Source organism: Microbacterium paraoxydans, assembly GCF_018224615.1.
GTDB classification, from domain to species: domain Bacteria; phylum Actinomycetota; class Actinomycetes; order Actinomycetales; family Microbacteriaceae; genus Microbacterium; species Microbacterium paraoxydans_B.
In genome coordinates this window covers 849686-869221 of record NZ_JAGTUK010000003.1, presented here as the reverse complement: position 1 = coordinate 869221, position 19536 = coordinate 849686, and the positions used below count along the sequence as shown (strand labels likewise).

Annotated in this window: 21 protein-coding genes; 9 read left to right on the top strand and 12 right to left on the bottom strand. The window is 71.3% G+C overall.

Annotation, left to right across the window (positions count from 1 at the left end; all coding sequences use genetic code 11):
- The first annotated feature begins 1 nt into the window (after position 1).
- Complete coding sequence (locus KE274_RS14385; RefSeq protein WP_211544859.1) at positions 2-1231, top strand: MFS transporter; 1230 nt, start codon at positions 2-4, stop codon at positions 1229-1231.
- A gap of 9 nt (positions 1232-1240) precedes the next feature.
- Entirely contained in the window at positions 1241-1846 is a 606-nt protein-coding gene (locus KE274_RS14380) for an NUDIX domain-containing protein (protein WP_211544857.1), read from the top strand.
- 2 nt (positions 1847-1848) lie between these two features.
- On the opposite strand, the gene metX is transcribed toward KE274_RS14380, so the two are convergent.
- Positions 1849-3054: a homoserine O-acetyltransferase MetX gene (gene metX / locus KE274_RS14375; protein ID WP_211544856.1), complete on the bottom strand. Its 1206-nt coding sequence runs from the start codon at positions 3052-3054 to the stop codon at positions 1849-1851.
- A gap of 105 nt (positions 3055-3159) precedes the next feature.
- On the bottom strand, positions 3160-4482 hold the full coding sequence (locus KE274_RS14370; protein ID WP_211544855.1) for a bifunctional o-acetylhomoserine/o-acetylserine sulfhydrylase: 1323 nt from the start codon (positions 4480-4482) through the stop codon (positions 3160-3162).
- A 210-nt stretch (positions 4483-4692) separates the two neighbouring features.
- Here KE274_RS14370 and KE274_RS14365 point away from each other — a divergent pair, with 210 nt between their 5' ends.
- The 4 genes from KE274_RS14365 (at position 4693) to KE274_RS14350 (ending at position 7530) form a co-directional block, all read left to right on the top strand.
- Entirely contained in the window at positions 4693-5301 is a 609-nt protein-coding gene (locus KE274_RS14365; protein WP_211544854.1) for a hypothetical protein, read from the top strand.
- Between the two features lie 108 nt (positions 5302-5409).
- Positions 5410-6192: an SDR family oxidoreductase gene (locus KE274_RS14360; protein ID WP_211544852.1), complete on the top strand. Its 783-nt coding sequence runs from the start codon at positions 5410-5412 to the stop codon at positions 6190-6192.
- Positions 6192-6908, top strand: a complete 717-nt coding sequence (locus KE274_RS14355) for a uracil-DNA glycosylase (RefSeq protein ID WP_211544850.1) — start codon at positions 6192-6194, stop codon at positions 6906-6908. Before KE274_RS14360 ends, KE274_RS14355 begins: the two co-directional genes overlap by 1 nt.
- 4 nt (positions 6909-6912) lie before the next feature.
- Positions 6913-7530, top strand: coding sequence for a GNAT family N-acetyltransferase (locus KE274_RS14350; protein ID WP_211544848.1), 618 nt, complete (start codon positions 6913-6915; stop codon positions 7528-7530).
- A 3-nt stretch (positions 7531-7533) separates the two neighbouring features.
- Here KE274_RS14350 and KE274_RS14345 read toward each other — a convergent pair whose 3' ends face one another.
- The 6 genes from KE274_RS14345 to KE274_RS14320 all read right to left on the bottom strand — a co-directional run bounded on the left by KE274_RS14345 (position 7534) and on the right by KE274_RS14320 (position 13484).
- Positions 7534-8331 carry an ABC transporter ATP-binding protein gene (locus tag KE274_RS14345; RefSeq protein WP_211544847.1) on the bottom strand — a complete coding sequence of 266 codons (798 nt, stop codon included), beginning with the start codon at positions 8329-8331 and terminating at the stop codon, positions 7534-7536.
- Entirely contained in the window at positions 8328-9119 is a 792-nt protein-coding gene (locus KE274_RS14340) for an ATP-binding cassette domain-containing protein (RefSeq protein WP_211544845.1), read from the bottom strand. Before KE274_RS14340 ends, KE274_RS14345 begins: the two co-directional genes overlap by 4 nt.
- On the bottom strand, positions 9116-9985 hold the full coding sequence (locus KE274_RS14335) for an ABC transporter permease (protein WP_211544843.1): 870 nt from the start codon (positions 9983-9985) through the stop codon (positions 9116-9118). The genes KE274_RS14340 and KE274_RS14335 overlap by 4 nt, the downstream gene beginning before the upstream one ends.
- Complete coding sequence (locus KE274_RS14330; protein WP_211544841.1) at positions 9982-10932, bottom strand: ABC transporter permease; 951 nt, start codon at positions 10930-10932, stop codon at positions 9982-9984. The genes KE274_RS14335 and KE274_RS14330 overlap by 4 nt, the downstream gene beginning before the upstream one ends.
- 18 nt (positions 10933-10950) lie before the next feature.
- A complete protein-coding gene (locus tag KE274_RS14325; RefSeq protein WP_211544839.1) occupies positions 10951-12471 on the bottom strand; it encodes an ABC transporter substrate-binding protein in 1521 nt (506 codons plus the stop codon).
- 92 nt (positions 12472-12563) lie between these two features.
- On the bottom strand, positions 12564-13484 hold the full coding sequence (locus KE274_RS14320; RefSeq protein ID WP_307872219.1) for an alpha/beta fold hydrolase: 921 nt from the start codon (positions 13482-13484) through the stop codon (positions 12564-12566).
- A 177-nt stretch (positions 13485-13661) separates the two neighbouring features.
- Between KE274_RS14320 and KE274_RS14315 the strand changes: the two genes are divergently transcribed.
- Genes KE274_RS14315 through KE274_RS14305 form a run of 3 tightly spaced genes read left to right on the top strand, consistent with a single transcriptional unit; the run spans position 13662 to position 15371 of the window.
- Complete coding sequence (locus tag KE274_RS14315; RefSeq protein WP_211544835.1) at positions 13662-14138, top strand: carboxymuconolactone decarboxylase family protein; 477 nt, start codon at positions 13662-13664, stop codon at positions 14136-14138.
- Positions 14135-14848 carry a tyrosine-protein phosphatase gene (locus tag KE274_RS14310; RefSeq protein ID WP_211544833.1) on the top strand — a complete coding sequence of 238 codons (714 nt, stop codon included), beginning with the start codon at positions 14135-14137 and terminating at the stop codon, positions 14846-14848. Before KE274_RS14315 ends, KE274_RS14310 begins: the two co-directional genes overlap by 4 nt.
- Positions 14849-14900: 52 nt before the next feature.
- Entirely contained in the window at positions 14901-15371 is a 471-nt protein-coding gene (locus KE274_RS14305) for an SIP domain-containing protein (protein ID WP_211544831.1), read from the top strand.
- Here the strand turns inward: KE274_RS14305 and KE274_RS14300 are convergent.
- From KE274_RS14300 to KE274_RS14285, 4 genes are all read right to left on the bottom strand, one after another.
- Positions 15361-15816 (bottom strand): Fe-S oxidoreductase, encoded by a 456-nt coding sequence (locus tag KE274_RS14300; RefSeq protein ID WP_211544829.1) that lies wholly within the window; start codon positions 15814-15816, stop codon positions 15361-15363. The two genes, KE274_RS14305 and KE274_RS14300, sit on opposite strands and share 11 nt — an antisense overlap.
- Entirely contained in the window at positions 15813-16616 is an 804-nt protein-coding gene (locus tag KE274_RS14295; RefSeq protein ID WP_211544825.1) for an arginase family protein, read from the bottom strand. The genes KE274_RS14300 and KE274_RS14295 overlap by 4 nt, the downstream gene beginning before the upstream one ends.
- Positions 16617-16683: 67 nt before the next feature.
- Positions 16684-17430: a PspA/IM30 family protein gene (locus KE274_RS14290; RefSeq protein WP_211544822.1), complete on the bottom strand. Its 747-nt coding sequence runs from the start codon at positions 17428-17430 to the stop codon at positions 16684-16686.
- A gap of 59 nt (positions 17431-17489) precedes the next feature.
- Complete coding sequence (locus tag KE274_RS14285) at positions 17490-19508, bottom strand: TPM domain-containing protein (RefSeq protein ID WP_211544820.1); 2019 nt, start codon at positions 19506-19508, stop codon at positions 17490-17492.
- Positions 19509-19536 lie beyond the last annotated feature (28 nt).

Sequence of the window (19536 nt, the reverse complement as noted above, 5' to 3'; positions counted from 1 at the left end):
GGTGAATCCCTCGATCTCCTCGAGGGGTGCGGCGAAGAGGGCGCTCCTCTCTCTCGCCATCGGCAGCTTCGGCATCGGCATGACCGAGTTCGTCGTGATGGGCCTGCTGCCCAACATCGCCGCCGACCTGCTGCCGTCCGTCTGGGCGAGCAGCCAGGAAGACGCGCTGAGCCAGGCCGGCTGGCTGATCTCGCTCTATGCGCTCGGCGTCGTGATCGGCGCGCCCACCATCGCGGGCTTCGTCGCACGCTATCCGCGGCACCGCGTGATGATCGTCCTGGCGCTCGCGCTCACGGTGTTCAATGCGCTCACCGTCGTGCTGCCCACGTTCGAGCTGGTCGGGGTCTCGCGGTTCCTCGCCGGGCTCCCGCACGGCGCCTATTTCGGCATCGGGGCACTGGTAGCCGCCGACGTCATGGGGCCGGGCAATAGGGCCAAGGGCGTCGCCTTCATCCTCACCGGCCTCACGGTCGCGAACGTGGTGGGTGTGCCGCTCGGCACGTTCCTGGGTCAGCAGTGGGGGTGGCGCGCCGCGTTCGGCGTCGTGGCCCTCGTATTCGCCCTCGCCACGCTCTGCATCACCCTGTTCGTGCCGGAGCACCCCGGCAATCCGGGTCGCACGATGCGCGCAGAGCTCGGGGTGTTCCGCATCGGACAGGTGTGGTTCGCGCTCGGCGTCGGGGCGATCGGCTTCGGTGGCTTCTTCGCCGTGTACAGCTACATCGCTCCGCTGGTGACCGAGGTCGCCGGGTCGCCCGAGTGGGTGGTGCCGATCGTGCTCGTGCTGATGGGCCTGGGCATGACCGCGGGAAACCTGGCCGGCGGGCACTTCGCCGACATCGACCTCCGGCGCACGCTGCTGTTCGGGCTCGCCGCGATGGCGGTCGTGTTCGCCCTGCTCGCGGTGCTGTCGTTCTGGATCGTGAGCCTGGGCCTGCTCGTGGTGCTGGTGGGCTTCGTGTCGTCCGTCCTCAGTCCCACGATCCAGACGCGGCTGATGGACGTCGCGGGCGATAATCAGTCGATCGCCGCGGCCATGAACCACTCCGCCCTCAACATCGGCAACAGCCTTGGCGCGTTCCTCGGCGGCGTCGTGATCGCGGTGGGCTGGGGTTTCACCGCTCCGGCCTGGACGGGGGCCGCGCTCGCCGTCGCCGGGCTGCTGATCGCTCTGCTGTCGTACCGGGTCGAGGCGCGACGCCCCGCCGCGGTGCCGGCGCTCGCGTCGTAGAGTGACGGGGTGACGACCCCCGACGACGACCTGCCGCTGGCAGGGACCGTCGTGCTGCTGCGCCCGGCCGACCACGGCTTCCGCGTGCTGTTGATGCGACGACCGGACCGCGGCTCCTTCCCCGGCGCCTGGGTGTTTCCCGGCGGCAAGGTCGAGCCGGGCGATCGCCGCGACGGTGACGACCGCGTGGAGGATGCCCGGCGCGCAGCCATCCGCGAGACCGCGGAGGAGGTGGGCCTCGTGATCGATGGACTGGTGCCGCTGTCGGAGTGGCGGCCGCCCGTGGAGGTGCCCGTGCGCATCCGCACGTGGTTCTTCCTCGCCGAGGCACCGGAAGCCGAGGCCGTACCGGCGGAGGCCGAGGTCGCGGAGCTCGCGTGGGTCACGCCCGCGGAGGCGCTCGCGCGTCATGCGACAGGGGAGTGGACGCTGTTCCCGCCCACGTGGGTCACGCTGCACCGGCTGTCCGTGCACGACCGGGTGGCGGCGGCACTCGCGTCGGCCGGGTCGGCGGAGCTGTTCCAGACGCGGGTGCTGGACGACGGACGGGCGTTTGCGTGGGAGCAGGGCAGGCTGCACGCCGCCGCGCTGCCGTGGCGCTTCGAGCCGGCCTGACCTCAGGTATCGAGCAGTCGCCGCAGCTGCGTGCCCACGGCGTCGGTCTCGATCAGGAAGCCGTCGTGGCCGAAGTCGCTCGTGAGCACCACCGCGTCGTCGTCGAGCAGGTGCCGGATGCTGCGGGCGATGCGCTGCTGACCGTCCACGGGGAACAGCCGGTCGCTGTCGATGCCCAGCACCAGGGTGGTCGCGGTGACCGCGTGCAGCGCCTCTTCGACCCCGCCGCGACCGCGCCCCACGTCGTGCGAGTTCATCGCCTCGACCAGGGTGATGTAGCTGTTGGCGTCGAAGCGGCGTGTGAACTTGTTGCCGTGGAAGTCGAGGTACGACTCCACCGCGAAGCGCCCGCCGTGACCGAGCGGTGACACGTCGGACTGCCAGGAGCGCTGGAACCGCTGGTTGAGCTCGATCGGGCTGCGGTAGTTCAGCAGCGCCATGCGCCGCGCGAGCGCGAGCCCGCGGTGCGGCCCGTCGCCGTCGGCGAGGTCGTAGTACTCGCCGCCCTGATAGCGCGGGTCCATGCGGATGGTCTCCAGCTGCACCGTGTTCAGCGCGATCTGGTCGGCCGTGGTCACGGGGGGCGACGACAGCACCGCGAGACGCTCGACGCGCGCGGGATGCGTGACCGCCCACTCCAGTGCATGCATGCCGCCCATCGAGCCGCCGATCACGGCCGCCCACGTGTCGATGCCGAGCGCGTCGGCGAGACGCACCTGCGCGGCCACCTGGTCGCGGATCGTGAGGTACGGGAAGCGCGACGCCCACTCGTACCCGTCGGGGGCGATGCTCGCCGGACCGGTCGATCCCTGGCAGCCGCCCAGCATGTTGGGGGCGATCACGAACCACCGGTCGGTGTCGAGCGCGGCACCGGGACCGACGATGTCCTCCCACCAGCCGGCGGTGGGGTGTCCCGCTCCGGCGTCGCCGCGCACGTGGCTGTCACCGGTGAGGGCATGGAGTACCAGCACGGCGTTGTCGCGCGCCGCATTCAGTTCGCCCCAGGTCTCGTACGCGAGTCGGATGCCGGGGAGCTCGGCGCCGCTCTCGGTGCGGAACGACCCGAACGCGGCGAAGCGGCGACCGCCCACCGGGTCTCCGTCGCGCCAGGCACCGGTCGCGGGCGGTCGGGCACGGAGCAGACGGACGTCGGCCTCCGTCACGGGTGCCGACGGCACCGTGTCCTCGGAGGTCGTCTGCCAGTCCATCCCCCCATTCTCGCCTGGCGGGCGGCGCTCGGGCGGCAGGTTACGCCGCCGGACGACGGATGCCCCGGACCGTGCGGTCCGGGGCATCCGATCGATGCGAGTCGCTCAGGCGCGCGCGGCCTCGGAGACGGCGCGTGCCGCGGCGAGCGCCTGGTCGAGGTCGGCCTTGAGGTCCTCGATGTTCTCGATGCCCACCGAGAGCCGCACGAGGCCGGGTGTGACGCCCGCCGTGAGCTGCTGCTCGGGCGTGAGCTGCGCGTGCGTCGTCGACGCGGGGTGGATGACGAGCGAGCGCACGTCGCCGATGTTGGCGAGGTGGCTGAACAGCGACAGGCTGTTCACGAACTCGCGTCCGGCCTCCACGCCGCCCTTGAGCTCGAACGACAGGACGGCGCCGACGCCCTTGGGCGCATACTCGTTCGCCTTGGCGTACCACGGCGAGGAGGGCAGACCCGAGTAGTTGACCGAGGCCACGTCGTCGCGGCTGTCGAGCCACTCGGCGATCTCCTGGGCGTTCTGCACGTGGCGCTCGATGCGCAGCGACAGGGTCTCCACGCCCTGGATGAGGTTCCAGGCGCTCTGCGGCGAGATGGAGGACCCGAGGTCGCGCAGCAGCTGCACGCGCGCCTTGATGATGTAGGCGAGCGGGTCGCCGACGGCCGTCGTGTAGCTGGCGCCGTGGTACGACGGGTCGGGCTCGGTGAGTCCGGGGAACTTCTCCACGTTCTCCGACCACGCGAAGCTCCCGCCGTCGATCACGACGCCGCCGATGGTGGTGCCGTGGCCGCCGAGGAACTTGGTGATCGAGTGCACGACGATGTCGGCGCCGTGCTCGAACGGGCGGATGAGGTACGGGGTCGCGATCGTGTTGTCGACGATCAGCGGGACGCCGTTCTCGTGGGCGATGTCGGCGACCGTGCGGATGTCGAGCACGTTGATCTGCGGATTGCCGATGGTCTCGGCGAAGAACAGCTTGGTGTTCGGGCGGACCGCGCGGCGCCACTCCTCCGGGTCGTCCTGGTTCTCGACGAACGTGACCTCGATGCCGAGCTTCGCGAGCGTGTACTTGAAGAGGTTGTACGTGCCGCCGTAGATGGAGCTGGACGCGACGAAGTGGTCGCCGGCCTGCGCGATGTTGAGGATCGCGAACGTGGAGGCCGCCTGGCCGCTGGCCAGGACGAGGGCGCCGGTGCCCCCCTCGAGGGCGGCAAGGCGCTGCTCGAGCACGTCCTGCGTCGGGTTCTGGATGCGCGTGTAGATGTTGCCGAACTCGGCCAGCGCGAACAGGTTCGCGGCGTGGTCCGCGCTGTCGAACACGTACGACGTGGTCTGGTAGATCGGCGTCGCGCGGGCCTTGGTGACGGGGTCGGGTGCGGCACCCGAGTGGATCTGCTTGGTCTCGAAACGCCAGGTCTCGGGTGCGGACATGTGTTCCCCCTGGAACGGTCGGAAATCGGATGGCTGGTGCCCTTGCAGCGAGAGTACGGAAGTTCCGACCCTGTCAACAGCGCGTGGGAAATGTGACGTAACACGGAGGCTGCGGCGGGTCGCCCGATTCGCGCATCCTGTTCCGCTCCGGCGCGTGCTTCGCTACCGTGGGCCGCGACGCGGTCGACCGGCCGCGGACGGGAGACGGCCATGAGTGCCGGTGAACGAACGCCCGGCGGGAACGAGCCCGCCCGTCCCGCTCCTGCGCTTCGGCGGCGCACGGTCCTCGCGGGCGCGGTCTGGTCGGTGCCGGTCGTCGCGCTCGCGACGGCCACGCCCGCGGCAGCCGCGTCGGCCGATGCGCTCGGTCGCTTCGTCATCGAGAGCATGCAGGGCGGCACCTGGGTCGATCCCCAGTACTACGGGGCCTCCATCCAGCTCCGCAACGATGACACGCAGGCGGCCACCCTCCCGGTCGCCGACGTCACCAGCGGCACGGTCACGGTCACGTTCGCGCGCGCCGACGTCGGAGCGCTGCAGCCGGCCGTGATCGCCAACGCGGGAGGGTCGAGCCCCTCGGTGCCGGCGCTGCCCGCGACCGACCCGACCTGGACCGCGGCCGGGGTGACCGACAACGGCGACGGCACGGTGACCTACACGCTCGCGTACGCCGGCAGCGTGCCCGGGCAGGGGGTGACGCACGTCACGTTCGGCATCCTCGGTCCGTCACCGCTGCACTCCGGCGTCCCGGTCACGGTCACCTCGACCGGCAGCCCGACCGACGGCACCGTGCACACCCGCACCGCGACACTGTTCTGATCCGACCCTGTTCTGATCCGACCCTATTCTGATCCGGCGCAGTGCTGATCCGGCGCGACGCCGTCGCGGCCGTGCGCACGGGACGGCGGGCGTCGTACGGTGGAGGGCATGGCGAACAGACGTGCAGTGGTGACAGGGGCGAGTTCCGGGATCGGCGCGGCAACGGTGCGCGCGCTGCGACAGCGGGGATGGGACGTGGTCGGCGTCGCCCGACGAGAGGACCGGTTGCAGGCGCTCGCCGCGGAGACCGGGGCCTCGGCGATCGCGTGCGACCTGACCGACGGCGCGGCCGTGTCGGCGCTGGTCGGAGAGCTCGAGCGCTCGGGACCGCTGCACGCGCTCGTGCAGGTCGCGGGGGGCGCGCGCGGCACCGACCGCGTGGAGGACGCCGCCATCAGCGACTGGCAGTGGATGTACGACGCGAACGTGCTGGCCACGCAGCGCCTGGTCGCCGGGCTGCTGCCGCTGCTGCGCGCGACGGCCGAGGTGGACGGCCACGCGGACACGGTGTTCGTCACCTCGACGGCCGCGCAGAACGCCTATCCGGGCGGCGCGGGCTACAACGCGGCGAAGGCGGCCGAGGGCATGCTGGTGCGCGCGCTGCGCCAGGAGCTCAACGGCGAGCCCATCCGGGTGGTGGAGGTCGCGCCGGGCATGGTGCACACGGAGGAGTTCACGCTCAACCGCCTCGGCGGCGACGCGGTCGCGGCGGAGGCGGTGTACGCCGGGGTCGAGGCGCCTCTCCTGGCCGACGACGTGGCCGACGTGATCGCCTACGCGCTGGGTGCGCCCGGTCACGTCAACCTCGACCTCATCACGATGCGGCCGGTGGCGCAGTCGGCTCAGCACCTGCTCGCGCGGGGTCCGCTGCGCGTGCGGACCGCGGAGTGATGGCGGCCCGGGGGCTTGCCGAGCTCGCGCGCGACGGTCTGATCGACCCGGGGTGGGCGGAGGCTCTGGCGCCCGCACAGGAGCGCATCACCGCGCTGGGCGAACGTCTGCGTGCCGAGCAGGCCGCCGGCCGCGGTTACCTTCCCTCCGGCGAGAACGTGCTGAGGGCGTTCCAGCGGCCGTTGTCCGAGGTGCGCGTGCTCATCACGGGGCAGGACCCGTATCCCACACCGGGCCATCCGATCGGGCTGTCCTTCGCGGTCGATCGTCATGTGCGTCCGCTGCCGCGCAGCCTCACGAACATCTACAAGGAGCGCCAGAGCGATCTCGGCCTGCCGCCGGCACCGCACGGCGATCTCACGGCCTGGAGCGACCAGGGCGTCCTGCTGCTCAACCGGGTGCTCACGGTGCAGCCCGGCGCGGCGGGCTCGCACCGCGGGTGGGGATGGGAGGAGGTGACCGAGCTCGCGATCCGGGCGCTCGTCGACCGGGAGCAGCCACTCGTCGCGGTGCTGTGGGGGAGGGACGCCGCCAACCTGCGTCCCCTCCTCGGCGCGACGCCGGTGATCGAGTCTGCGCACCCCTCGCCGCTCTCGGCGAACCGCGGGTTCTTCGGCTCTCGCCCTTTCTCGCGCGCGAACGCCCTGCTGGAGGCGGCGGGCGGCGATCCCGTGGACTGGCGGGTGGAGGGGGAGGCGCCGGCCTCCCTAAGCTGAGCGCATGCAGTTCGAGCCGGGGGACCGCCGCCGGGTGCTTCCGCGCCATCTGCGGCCCGCGCCCGCACCGGAGGTGTTCGCGTACTCGATCCGGCCCGCACGTCCCGCCGACCTCCCGCACGTGCGCGAGATCTACAACCACTTCGTGAGCAACTCTGCGGTCACGCTCGACGAGCGTCGCAGCACCATCCCGTCCTGGCGGGAGAAGTACGCGCTGCTCGACCGGCTCGGGCTGCCGTTCCTGGTGGCGGTGTCGCCCTCCGGGGCCGTGCTGGGCTACGCGCTGGCGCAGCCGTGGGCGGGCAAGAACGCGTACCGCTACACGGTTGAGGACTCGATCTACCTCGGCCCCGGCGCGGGCGGCAAGGGACTGGGGTCTGCGCTGCTGCAGGCGCTGATCGATGCGTGCGAGCAGCGCGGGATCAGGGAGATGGTCGCGGTGATCAGCGACCGGGGCGCCGAGGCGTCGATCCGCTTGCACGAGAAGCTCGGCTTCGTCGAGGCGGGGCGGATGGGACGCGTCGGGCACAAGTTCGGGCGCGACCTCGGCACCGTGTACCTGCGCCGGGCGCTGCGCCCCTCCCGGCCGCGGCGCGGAACGCTGTTCGGGCGGGCGCGCTGAGCGTCACCCCTCCGCGGGGCCGGGGATGACGGGGATCGCCGCGAGCAGCGCCCTGGTGTAGTCCTGGGAGGGGTGCAGCAGCACGTCAGCCGTGGCGCCGCGCTCGACGATCCGGCCGTCCTTCATCACCACGACCGTGTCGCACAGGTTCTGCACGACGCCGATGTCGTGCGACACGAGCAGCAGCGTGAGGTCGGAGGTCGCCTTGAGCTCGCGCAGCAGGTCGAGGATCTGCGCGCGCACCGTGACGTCGAGGGCGGACAGCGGCTCGTCGCCGACCAGGATGCGCGGGCGGTGCACGATCGCACGGGCCAGGGCGATGCGCTGCCGCTGTCCGCCCGAGAACTCGTGCGGGTAGCGGTCGCCCATGTCCGGTTCGAGCCCGACCTGCGCCAGCACCTCCCGCACGCGCGCACGGTGGTCACCCTCGATGCCCAGGGCCCAGAGCGGTTCGCGCACGATCTGGCCGGCGGTCATGCGCGGGTCGAGCGAGGCGTACGGATCCTGGAACACGAGTCCGGTCTGCCGTCGGAGCCAGTGCAGCGCCCGGGCGGAGGCGGTGGCATCGACCGTGCGACCGTCGACCGTGACCGTCCCGGCCGTCGGGCGGTCGAGCCCGAGCAGGAGCCGGACGAGGGTCGACTTGCCCGATCCCGACTCGCCGATGATGCCGACCGACGATCCCTCGACCACGTCGAGATCGGTCGGCTCCAACGCGGTCTGCCGTCGGGTGCGCTCGAAGGTGGTGCGCTTCGGGACCACGAAATCGCGGCGCAGGCCGCGTGCTTCGATCAGGCTCATGCCGTCCCTCCGTCCGGGCGCCACAGGGTCGCGGTCGCGTCGCGCAGCAGGCCCTGCGTCACGGGCGACGACGGCGCGCTGAGAAGGGTCGACACGGGGGCTGCCTCGATGACCCGACCGTGCTCGAGCACGACGCCCGCGGTCGCGACCTGGGCGAGCACCGCGAGGTCGTGCGTGATGAAGACGAGCGACATGCCCTCCTCCTCGACGAGCCGCAGCAGGAGCGACAGGATCTCGGCCTGGATCGTGACGTCGAGCGCCGTGGTCGGCTCGTCGGCGATGAGCAGCCGCGGGCGGCAGGCGAGGGCCATCGCGATCGCGACGCGCTGCCGCTGCCCGCCCGACAGCTGGTGCGGGTAGCGGTCCACGATCGACTCGGGGTCGGGGAGCCGCACGCGCGCGGCCTCCGCGATCGCGCGCTCCCTGGCCTCGCGCTTCCCCAGTCCCTGGTGGATGCGGATCGATTCGGCGATCTGCCGCCCGACCGTGCGGATGGGGTTGAGGGCCGTGCGGGGCTCCTGGAACACGATGCCGATGTCGTCGCCGCGGAGCCGCGCCAGCTCGCGGTCGGGCACGCCGATCAGCTCGGTGCCGTCCCACCGGATGCTGCCGTGCGCGGTCGCGCCGTCGGGGAGCAGCCCGAGGACCGCGAGCGCGGTGAGGGACTTGCCCGACCCGGACTCGCCGATCAGCCCGACCCTGGCGCCGTCCGGCACCTCGAACGACACGCCGTCGACCAGGCGTCGCCCGTCGAGTTCGACGACCAGGTCCTGCACCACCAGGCTCATGCGACAACCGCCGGAGTATGGATCTCGGCGGCGCGGTGCCGCAGTGTCGGGTCGGTCGCCTCGCGCAGTCCGTCCCCGAGCAGGTTGAGCGCCAGCACGGTGAGGGTGATGGTCAGTCCCGGCCAGATAACCGTGAGGGGGTGCACGCCGATGTAGCGCTGCAGGTCGGCGAGCAGCAGACCCCAGCTCGGCTCGACCACCGAGGCGCCGAAACCGAGGTAGGACAGGCCGGCCTCGGCGAGCACCGCCACCGCCATCGACCACGACAACTGCACGATGAACACCGGAGCGACATTCGGCAGGAGGTGACGCACGAGAGTCTGCGCCGGGGTGAGGCCGGAGGCGCGAGCGGCGAGGATGAAGTCGCTCTGCTGCACGCGGCGCAGCTCGGGGCGCGTGACGCGGGCGATGTTCACGCCGAAGCCGATGCCCACGGCCCAGATCACCACCCACAGCGACCCGCCCCACACGGACGAGATCATCATCGCGATCAGCAGGACGGGGAAGGCGATCAGGATGTCGACGAGCACCGCGACGGTCTCACGCACGACCCTGGTCGTGAGGGCGCCGAGTGCCGCCAGTGCGATGCCCACGATCGTGGCGATCACCCCCGCGCCGACGCTGACGAACACGGTCGTGCGGGCACCGGCCATCAGCAGGCTCAGGATGTCGCGGCCCGTGTCGTCGGTGCCGAGCAGGTGCGGGAAGCCCGGCGGCAGCCAACGGTCGCCGATGTCCGAGGTGCGCGGGTCGAACGGCGTCCAGAACAGCGACACGAGCGCGGCGAGCACGACGACCGCGACCACGATCAGGCCGAAGCGCCCGGTCGCGGTCCGCCACAGGCGGCGCAGCCAGCGGGGGATCATGCGGCCTCCCGCTGTCGAGGGTCGATCGCGCGGTGCAGGAGGTCGACCAGGAAGCCCACCACCAGCACGAAGCCGGTGAGAACCAGCAGCTCGCTCTGCACCTTGATGAGGTCGCGCGTACCGACGTCGGCCACCAGCATCCGGCCGATCCCCGGCAGCGTGAACAGCTGCTCGATCACGACGGAGCCGACGATGATCCCCGCGACCTGGAGCCCGAGCACCGTGACGATCGAGAGCCCGACGGCCGGGATGCCGTGCTGGATCAGGGCGCGCGTGCGGGTGAGGCCCTTGGCGGCGGCTGTGCGCACGAAGTCCTGCCCCGCGGCCTGGAGCGTGGCGCTGCGCACGAAGCGCATGAGCATGGCGCCCTCCACGATGCCGATGGTCAGCGCGGGCAGCAGCAGTGCCTCGATCGCCCGGCCCGGCGTCGACCATCCGGTGCGCGGGAAGCCCTGGGGCGGGAGCCAGCCGAGCCACACCGAGAACACCACGATCAGCATCATGCCTGCCCAGACCACCGGCACGGCCGCGAGGGCCTGTGCGCCCACGCTGAGCGCGGTACCGCCGCGACGACCGCGCAGCAGGGCGGCGAGGATCCCGAACGGCACGGCGATGAGCACCGCGATCAGCAGCGCCATGAGGCCGAGCGGCACCGTCACTTGCGCCTTGAGCAGCAGCTCCTCACCGACCGAGGCACCCGACAGCAGGGAGGTGCCGAGGTCTCCGCGCAGGAGACCGCCGATCCAGTCGGTGTACTGCACGATGAGTGGACGGTTCAGCCCGAGCGATTCCCGCAGCGCCTCGACCTCGGCGGGCGACGCCTGGGTTCCGGCGATGAGCTGGGCGACGTCGCCGGGAAACACCCGGAGGGTGAGGAAGATGAGGGCGCTCGAAACGAGGAGCCCTGCGATGAGCAGGGCCCCTCGGACGAGCGCATAGCGCAGCACGGGGTCGCGACCGGGCGATCAGTCGGCGCTGCTGACGGTCACGTCCGCCAGGTTGATGCGCGAGTTGATCGAGTCCTTCGGGAAGCCCGACACGATCGGGCTGACCGCGGTGATGGTCTCACCGTTGTACAGCCAGTCGGCGGCGTGGTCCTCCGACACGATACGGGCCGCCTGAGCGAGCAGCTTCGCGGACGCATCCGGGTCGACCTCGGCGAGGGCCTGGGCGTACAGGTCCTGCACCTCGGCGTTGTCGTAGCCGAAGTAGTAGTCCGGGTTGGCGAAGTTGCCGAAGTCGCGCGGCTCGACGTGCAGCACGAAGCTCAGGTCGTAGTCCTTGTTGGTGTACACGTCTTCGAGCCAGGTGGGGAACTCGACGGAGTCGACCTCGAGGTTCACCCCGACCTTGTCGAAGTCGGAGATGAGCACCTTCGGAACGGTCGTGCCGTAGAACGAGGGGATCGTGAGGGTGAGGTCGAGATCTTCCTGCCCGGCCTCGGCGAGAAGCTCCTTCGCGCGCTCCGGGTCGTAGGAGATCACGTCGGAGAGGTCTTCGTAGCCCGGGTCGAGCTCGGGGATGGGGCCGTACAGCGGGGTGCCCGCGCCCACCGCTTCGATCAGCGCCTCGTGATCGATCGCCAGGCGCAGCGCCTCGCGCACGCGGACGTCGTCCAGCGGAGCCTTCTTGTTGTTGAACGCCAGCGTGGCCTTGTCGGTCGTGCGGCCAGTGGTGAGGGTGAAGTCGCCGGAGTCTTCCAGCTGCGGTGCCAGGTTCGGGTCGACGGCCGTGAGCACGTCGACGTCGCCGGCGAGGGCCGCGTTCACGCCCGCCGTGAAGTCGGGGATGTACTGGAACTCGACCTCGGCGACGCTCACCGGGTCGCCCCAGTAGTCGTCGTTGCGAGCGAAGGTGATGGTGCTGCCCTTGTTCCAGCGCGAGAGCGTGAACGGACCGGTACCGTTCTCCGCGGTCTTCAGGTCGGTCGTGTCGCCGGTCTTGAACACGAGCCCGGCGGGACCGGTCAGCGCGAACAGGAAGTTCTGGTTCGGCTCGGACAGCACGATCTGCACGGTCGCCGGGTCGGGTGCCGTGATGGAAGCGACCGACGCGAACTCGGCGTTGCCCTGCACGGTGGCGTCGGTGCGCACGGTCTCGTATGACGAGACGACATCGGCCGACGTCAGCGGAGTGCCGTCGTGGAACGTGATGCCGTCGTTGAGCGTGAACGTGTAGGTCAGGCCGTCGTCGGAGATCTCGTAGTCGGACGCCAGGCGTCCTTCGATCTCGTTCTCCTGCGTGCGGCTGACGAGACCCTCGTAGATGTTGTCGATGAGGATCTGCTCCAGCGCGGCGCCGCTCGTGCGGCGGATGTCGAGGTTCGTGGGCTCGAGGACGAGCCCGACGTGCAGGGTCGCGTTCGAGTCGGGCTCGCCGGTCCCGGCGGACGGGCCGGGTTCGGCGGAGCCGGAGCAGGCGCTGAGCACGACGGCGGTGGCCGCGAGTGCGGAGATCAGCGCGAGGCGTCGGGGACGACGGAGCATGGGTGTTTCCTCTCGGTGCGGCAGGTGCTGTGTGCCGGTGGGACGAGCCTAGGGATGTGTCGGGGTGCGGGGGTCGGTGACGGAACGGAACGTCATATTCCGCCGACGGTCGTGGTCGAGGTCAGGAGAGCGGCGAGTTCGGCCGGCGCGGTCTCCTGCACGTTGTGGGTGGCGTCGAGCACGACCACCCGCGCGTCTGGCAGGCGGCACTGCAGCTCCGCGGCGTCGTCGGCGCTCACGAAGCCTCGCTCCGCGCGCACGAGGGTCAGCGGTGCGCGCACGCCCGCGAGGTCGTCCCAGCCGGTCTCGTGCAGCACCGAGGGCGCGGCCGGGGTGCCGGGGTCGTGAGCCGACAGTGCCTGCGCCGCGAGGTGGGCGAAGTGGTGCTTCCATTCGACGCGCCCGTCGTCGCGCACGCGCGTGTTGAGGAAGACGCCGCGCTCGGTCTCCGGGCGGGTGCCGCCGAACCCCAGGGACATGGCCTTGTCCACGAGCTCGTCGCGGGTGGCGAAGTCGGTCGGCCCCTCGTAGAACGCCCGCAGGGCCGCGGGGCCCGCGGTCACATCGACCCCGGGGGTGATGTCGACGACGACGAGTTCGGCGACGAGGTCGGGCCGGGCGGCGGCGAGGGCGGCACCCGTGAGACCGCCCAGCGACTGACCGACCACGACCTGTGGCTGCGTGGCCCACGCGTCGAGCGCGGCAGCCACGTCGGCGGCCAGCACGCGCGGGGTGTAGTCGGCGTCGTCGCGCCACGACGAGTCGCCGTGTCCGGCGAGGTCGATCGCGAGCAGCGGCTGCTGCAGGGCCAGAGAGGTCGTGTCCCAGGTGTGGGCGTTGAGGCCCGCGCCGTGGAGGAGCGTGAGCCGCGGGGCGCCGGTGCCGAAGCGGAGAGCGCTCAGCCTGCGGCCGTCGCCGAGGGGGAGCGTGAGACGCTGCACCTCGGGAAGGGGGACGCCGAGCGCGTCGGCCTGCGCGGGAAGATAGGAGAACTCGCTGGTGTCGATCGCCACGGGGCTATTCTGCGCCCCTGCATCGTGAAGGCGGAAATGTGAGAGCAGTGTGACAAGCAGTATCGCCTGATTGCTGATTATTTCTCCTAGTGAATGGGCTGACTGCTTGTCGTTCTGCATTTCGCGCTTCTGCCGTGCACCCGCTGACCCACCGCGCGAGCGCCATATCATGGAGGCATGACCGAACAGCGCGTGCACCTTTCCAAGACCGAGCCGGCCGCGTATCAGGCCCTCGACGCGTTCTCGAAGACGGTCGGCTCCATCTGCGCCGCAAACGGCATCGACGACCGCCTCAAGGAGCTCGTCATGATCCACTGTTCGCAGCTCAACGGCTGCAGCTACTGCACCCGCATCCACGTGGACCGAGCAGCCGCCGCGGGCATCGACGCCGACACCCTCACACAGATCCCGGTGTGGCGGGAGAGCGGCGTGTTCAGTGACCGGGAGCGCGCCGCTCTGGAACTCGCCGAGGCGTTCACGTTCATCGCGGAGGACGGGATCTCCGACGAGGTGTACGACCTCGTCGGGAGTGTGTTCACGGAGAAGGAGTACGCCGCGCTGAGCTGGGCGTGCGTGTCGATCAACGCGTTCAACCGCATCGTCATCGCCGGTCGCTACCCGGTGCCGCCGCGCAGCCCCCAGGCGGGGGCATGACCGTCCTCGACGTCGACGGCGTCACGAACGTACGCGACGTCGGGGGCATGCCCGCCGAGGGCGGGCGCATCCGCACCGGTGTCCTGCTGAGGTCCGGCCAGCTCTCGACCGCGACGCCGGCGGGAGCCGCGGTGCTGCGCGACGCGGTGAAGCGCATCGTCGATCTCCGCGACGGTGAGGAGGTCGCCGCCGAGCCCAGCGAGATCGACGGGCCGGAGACCACCCACCTGCCCCTCTTCCTGGGGTCGGTGCGCTCGTTCTTCGAGTCGGATGTCAGCCTCGACGATCTGTACCTGCACCTGCTGGAGGAGAGCGGCGACCGCCTGGTCGAAGCGATTCGCATCATCGCCACCGGGGATCCGACGCTCGTGCACTGCACGGTCGGCAAGGACCGCACGGGGGTCACCGTGGCGCTCGCGCTGTCGGCCGTGGGCGCCGACCGGGAGGCCGTGATCGCCGACTATGCGCTCACCGAGTCGCAGCTGCCGCCCGAGCGCTCCCGGCGGATCGCGGCGTATCTGAGGGCCCAGCACCCCGAGGCCGTGCACGCCGTGGCACTGGCCACGCAGTCGCCCGCGGAGGTCATGCGCCGACTGCTCGCCCAGATCGACGAGCGCTGGGGCTCGGCTGCGGGCTACTTGCGCGCCAACGGCCTGACGGACGCCGAGCTGGAGGCCCTGCGCGCCGCCCTCGTGGAGCCGCTCGACTGATCGCCGCAGCGAAGGTTAGGCAAGCCTTCACTTGGTGTACGATGAAGACACCATGACCACCTCGCTCGAGACCCGCGGAACCCGTGCCGCACGCCGTGCGGCGCGACGCCGCGCGCATCATCTCGTGACGGCGGACGAGCACTCCCTCGCGGAGCTCGAAGCCTTCCTCGCCACGCTGCCGCTGTGCGCATCGGGTCGCATCTTCATCGAGGTCCCGGAGGCATCCGACATCGGCGTGATCGAGGCACCGGGCCGCATGACCGTGACGTGGCTGGCACGCGGGCAGCGCTCCGGCGCTCCCGGCAGCGGCCGTTCCTGTGCGCCGGGCCAGGCGCTCGCACGCGCCACATGCGCATGGGCCGACGAGATGCTGTGCGATGACGAGGTCGAGACGCACGTCACGCTCCTGGGCGGTTACCTCGGCACTGCCGACATCGTCGAGCACCTCACCGGTGCGCTCGGCATCGCTCCCGAGCTGATCCACGCTCCGGAGCGCTTCGGGCTGCTGCCCGTCACGCGCTGACTCGACGCCCGCGGCGGATGTAGTTGCCGTCCTCCAGGCCCGCCTCGATCTCGAAGCGGTTGCGCAGCGGATCGCGACCCGCGAACAGGTAGAGCACCGGCATCAGGAAGCCGTAGCGCAGCCACTGTGTCTTGTGCACGGCCTCGTGCCGCAGCACCGCATCGGTCGGCGGTTCGTCGCCCGTGAGGAAGCAGCCGCCCACGCACACGCCGCCGCGGTTGAACGTCCACGAGGGCATGCCGCGGAAGATCCACAGTCCGCCGCGCCGCTCGATCGGACCGGTGCTCCACAACGAGCCCCACACCCAGCCGACGGCCGTGCCCCATGCATAGCCCAGGCGGCTGATAGGGGAGCGCAGCAGGAACGCGGGGATCCGGCGGTCCAGTCGCCGCCCGCGACGGAGCCGCTCGGCCGCCACCCCCTGCCAGCCCTCGGGCGGCGTCATGCGACGGCCCCCACCAGGCGCAGCAGCGCACCCAGGTCGTCGACCGCATCGGCCGGCGATCGGGGGGCGAAGCCCGCGATCGTCGCCCCCGCGAGGGGCACGCTCTCGCGAAGACGGCGGATCGCGGCGCTCAGCGCCGCCGGCGACACCCCGAACGGCACAGCGGACGACACTCCGGCGAACGCCGCAGGGTCGAGGACGTCCACGTCGATGTGCACCCACACCCGGCGGGCACCCGTCGCCTGCACGGCCACGGCCAGCGCATCCGGATCGTCGAGGTCGGCGACCGACAGGCTCGTGAGCGCGGCGAGCGGATCGACCTCGGCATCGTCGACGTTGCGGACACCGACCGTCACCACGCGCTCGCGCGGCACACCGGGGGAGAGCACCAACTGCTCCTCGCCTTCGCCGAGCACCGCGCGCAGTGCCATGCCGGAGAACGCGCCGGAGGGAGACGACTCCGGGGTGTGCAGGTCGGCATGCGCATCGCACCACACGACCGCGACATCGTCGGTCCCGCCGGGGAGAGCGTCGAGCGCGGCAACCGTGATGCTGCAGTCGCCGCCGATCAGGACCGTGTCGGCCTCGAGGTGCTCGCGCACGAGCTCTCGGGTGCGCCGCAGCGCGCTGAGCCGCCGCACGCCCGTGCCGAGAGCCTCACCCGCCTCGACGGGTACCTCCAGCACGGTGGTCGCGGCGCGGGGGAGGTCGCCGGCGATCGCCGACGCTCCATCGACCAGGAGCATGGCCCGCGCGGCGGGCGAGCCCTGCCACTGCGGGACGACGAGGAAGCGCACCATGGGAAAACCTCTCGAACGCAGAAGCACGGATGCCCCGAGCACCGGGCCCGGGGCATCCGCGAAGGGATCAGGAGCCTTCGAGCGCCTGTCGGGGAGCAGCGCCACCGGCCTTGAGCTCCGCCAGTCGCGCCTCGACCTCGGTCAGCTCGCCGAGGTCTTCCAGGCTCTCGAACTGCGCATCGAGGCTCGAAGCCGCGAGCTCGGCCTTGCCCTGGGCGAGAGCCTCCTGGCGGCGGACCTTGTCCTCGAAGCGCCCCAGCTCGCTGGTGGGGTCGAGCACGTTGATCGAGCTCACCGCATCCTGCACCTTGGTCTGCGCCTCGGCGACCTTGGCACGGGCGAGGAGTTCGCTGCGCTTGTTCTTGAGCTCGTTGAGCTTCTCCTTCATGCCGTTCAGGCCGCTCTTGAGCTTGTCGACGATCTCGGTCTGCGCGGCGATCTGCGGCTCGGCACCGGTCGCCTCGCGCTCGGCGCTGATCTGACGCTGTAGCGCGATCTTGGCGAGGTTGTCGAACTTGTCGGCGTCGGCGGTGTTGCCCGCGCCGCGCATCTCGTCGGCCTTGCGGCTCGCGGCGAGGGCCTTGTTGCCCCACTCCGTCGCCGCCTGCACGTCCTCCTCGTGGTCGCGCTCGAGCAGCCGCAGGTTGCCGATGGTCTCCGCGATGGCGGACTCGGCGTCGGCGATGCTGTTGGTGTAGTCGCGCACGAGCTGGTCGAGCATCTTCTGCGGGTCTTCCGCAGAATCCAGGAGGGCGTTGATGTTCGCGCGGACGAGGGTCGAGATCCGTCCGAAGATGGACTGCTTGGCGGTCATGCGTGGTTCCTTTCAGAGGGGCGTCTTGAGAATCGTGTCGTAGGTGTCTGTGCGGGGGATCAGAAGCGTCGCCCCCCGGAGCGTCCGCGGCCTCCGCCGCCGAAGCCGGAGCTGCGGAATCCGCCGCCGCTGGAGGAACGCCAGCCGCTGCTGCGACGGGAGGAACCCCCGCCACCGCCGCCCGCCAGGAGCCCGCCGATGATCCCGCCGAGGATGTCGCCGCCGATGCCCGAGCCGCCTGAGCGCGTCGAGCCTCCGAAGAGCCCACCCCACGCGTCGTCCGAGACCACGGCCGGGCTGTAGGAGCGGACGTCGGACTCGGCGGACGCGGTGGCCTGCCTGGCGAGGTCGAGCGCCCTGGTCGCCTCGGCCAGCGCTCGCTCCACATCGGTCGTGCGCAGCGTGAGCGCCTGCGTGAGAGACGCCTCGGCACTCGCGAGTCGTGTCCGCGCGGTGGAGCCGACCGTGCCGCGACGGGTCTCGATGAACTCGCGCGTCGCGCGGATCTCCGAGTTCGCCTGAGCCAGGGTCGGCTCGAGCAGCTGCTGAGCCCGGCGTGCCCGGTCGACGGCCTCGCGACCCTGGGAGAGTGCGGCGTCGATCTGCGTGTTCGCGGCCGTGAGGGCGTCGAGGGCCCGCTGCGGGTTCTTGGCCGCCCCGGTCAGATCGGCCCGCGCCACCTCCAGCTGCTGCGCGGTGCCGGAGGCCGCGGCAGCGATGGCGCCGGAGGGATCGGGGAGCTGCGCGGCAGCCGCGAGATCGGCCTGCAGCTCCGCGACCAGTGCCTGCGCTGCGCTCTCGGTGGCCGTGAGCTCGGTGCCCAGCGCCGCGATCGCCTGCACCAGCTGAGTGGCCTGCGCGACCGACTGCTCGGCCGTGCGGATCGCGAACGCCGCCTCACCCGACCGGCCAGCGGCGATCGCCTGCGACGCGGCCTCGATCGATCGGTCAGCGAGGGCCGCGCGCTCCTGCGCCTGCGACGGGTTGTCGGCCACCGTGGCGAACGCGGCCGGGTCGTACGCGGCCGACAGCGCGCCGAGCGACGACGCGGCCGCCGGCAGCAGGGGCGTCAGCGCGGCACGCTCGCCGCGCACGCGTTCGAGCTCCTGGGGCGCGTTCTGCTCCAGCTTGCGCAGCGCGTCGAAAGCCTCGGTGTTGTCGTCGAGCACCCGGTCGATCTCGTCGGCGATCTGGATGATGCGGATATGCCACGCCCGACGGTCGTGGACCGAGTCCTCGATCTCGTCGTCGAGCTTCTGCCGCAGGTCGAACGCCTCGGCGATCTTCGCCTTCGCCTCGTCGACCGCCCGGGTGAATTCGGCCGTCGCTCCGTCGCCGAACTGCGCCACCGCGAAACCGAGCTCCTCGCGGCTGGAGGTGATGGCGTCGTCGGCCTGGACCAGGGCGGCACCCGCCTGCTGCTCCACCTGCGCGTCGGTGAGCGTCGAGAAGGGGTCCGCCGGGTCGGGCGTCTCCGGCATCGCGCCGCGCTCCCGGATGGCGGCGTTGCGGCGCGCACGGCGGATCAGAGCCACGATGAGCCAGATCACCAGCGCCGCGGCGATGATCCCGACCACGACGAGCGTCACGCGCAGGGCACCGGCGCCGCCGTCGCCCTGGATCTCGTCGGCGGCGAGCGTGATCGCTCCCGCCCAGTCGCCGTTCGCCGCGAGCGGGGCGATGTCGTTCTCGATGCCGTCGAGCTGGCTGTTGCTGAGCGGGCCGGCGGAATCGGCGGAGATATAGAGACTGCGGCCCTCGACCGCGATCGCGAGCAGGTACTGGGAGGGGCCGAGGTTGCTGGCGGATGCGACGGCGTCGGCCCACGCGGCACTGTCGGAGGGGTTGGTGAAGTCGTCGACGAGGACGACGAAGAGATCGGCGGACGAGTTGGCCGAGAGCTCCTGCAGGCGGGACTCCACGGCGCTCTTCTCGGACGGGCTCAGCGCGCCGGCCCGGTCGGTGACATACCCCGCGTCGAGCGTGAGCGGATCGGTGGCGAAGGCCGCGGACGTGCCGAACGACCCGATGAGCGCGACCAGAAGGAATGCGGCCAGCGCGAGCCACCGTTTCGTCATCGTGTTCCCTTCGACCGGCAGCCGAGCC

Coding starts and splice junctions, on each gene's coding strand:
- metX (WP_211544856.1), bottom strand. CDS start 3,054: ATGGACTGGCAGACGACCTCCGAGGACACGGTGCCGTCGGCACCCGTG.
- KE274_RS14370 (WP_211544855.1), bottom strand. CDS start 4,482: ATGTCCGCACCCGAGACCTGGCGTTTCGAGACCAAGCAGATCCACTCG.
- KE274_RS14365 (WP_211544854.1), top strand. CDS start 4,693: ATGAGTGCCGGTGAACGAACGCCCGGCGGGAACGAGCCCGCCCGTCCC.
- KE274_RS14360 (WP_211544852.1), top strand. CDS start 5,410: ATGGCGAACAGACGTGCAGTGGTGACAGGGGCGAGTTCCGGGATCGGC.
- KE274_RS14355 (WP_211544850.1), top strand. CDS start 6,192: ATGGCGGCCCGGGGGCTTGCCGAGCTCGCGCGCGACGGTCTGATCGAC.
- KE274_RS14350 (WP_211544848.1), top strand. CDS start 6,913: ATGCAGTTCGAGCCGGGGGACCGCCGCCGGGTGCTTCCGCGCCATCTG.
- KE274_RS14345 (WP_211544847.1), bottom strand. CDS start 8,331: ATGAGCCTGATCGAAGCACGCGGCCTGCGCCGCGATTTCGTGGTCCCG.
- KE274_RS14340 (WP_211544845.1), bottom strand. CDS start 9,119: ATGAGCCTGGTGGTGCAGGACCTGGTCGTCGAACTCGACGGGCGACGC.
- KE274_RS14335 (WP_211544843.1), bottom strand. CDS start 9,985: ATGATCCCCCGCTGGCTGCGCCGCCTGTGGCGGACCGCGACCGGGCGC.
- KE274_RS14325 (WP_211544839.1), bottom strand. CDS start 12,471: ATGCTCCGTCGTCCCCGACGCCTCGCGCTGATCTCCGCACTCGCGGCC.
- KE274_RS14315 (WP_211544835.1), top strand. CDS start 13,662: ATGACCGAACAGCGCGTGCACCTTTCCAAGACCGAGCCGGCCGCGTAT.
- KE274_RS14310 (WP_211544833.1), top strand. CDS start 14,135: ATGACCGTCCTCGACGTCGACGGCGTCACGAACGTACGCGACGTCGGG.
- KE274_RS14305 (WP_211544831.1), top strand. CDS start 14,901: ATGACCACCTCGCTCGAGACCCGCGGAACCCGTGCCGCACGCCGTGCG.
- KE274_RS14300 (WP_211544829.1), bottom strand. CDS start 15,816: ATGACGCCGCCCGAGGGCTGGCAGGGGGTGGCGGCCGAGCGGCTCCGT.
- KE274_RS14295 (WP_211544825.1), bottom strand. CDS start 16,616: ATGGTGCGCTTCCTCGTCGTCCCGCAGTGGCAGGGCTCGCCCGCCGCG.
- KE274_RS14290 (WP_211544822.1), bottom strand. CDS start 17,430: ATGACCGCCAAGCAGTCCATCTTCGGACGGATCTCGACCCTCGTCCGC.
- KE274_RS14285 (WP_211544820.1), bottom strand. CDS start 19,508: ATGACGAAACGGTGGCTCGCGCTGGCCGCATTCCTTCTGGTCGCGCTC.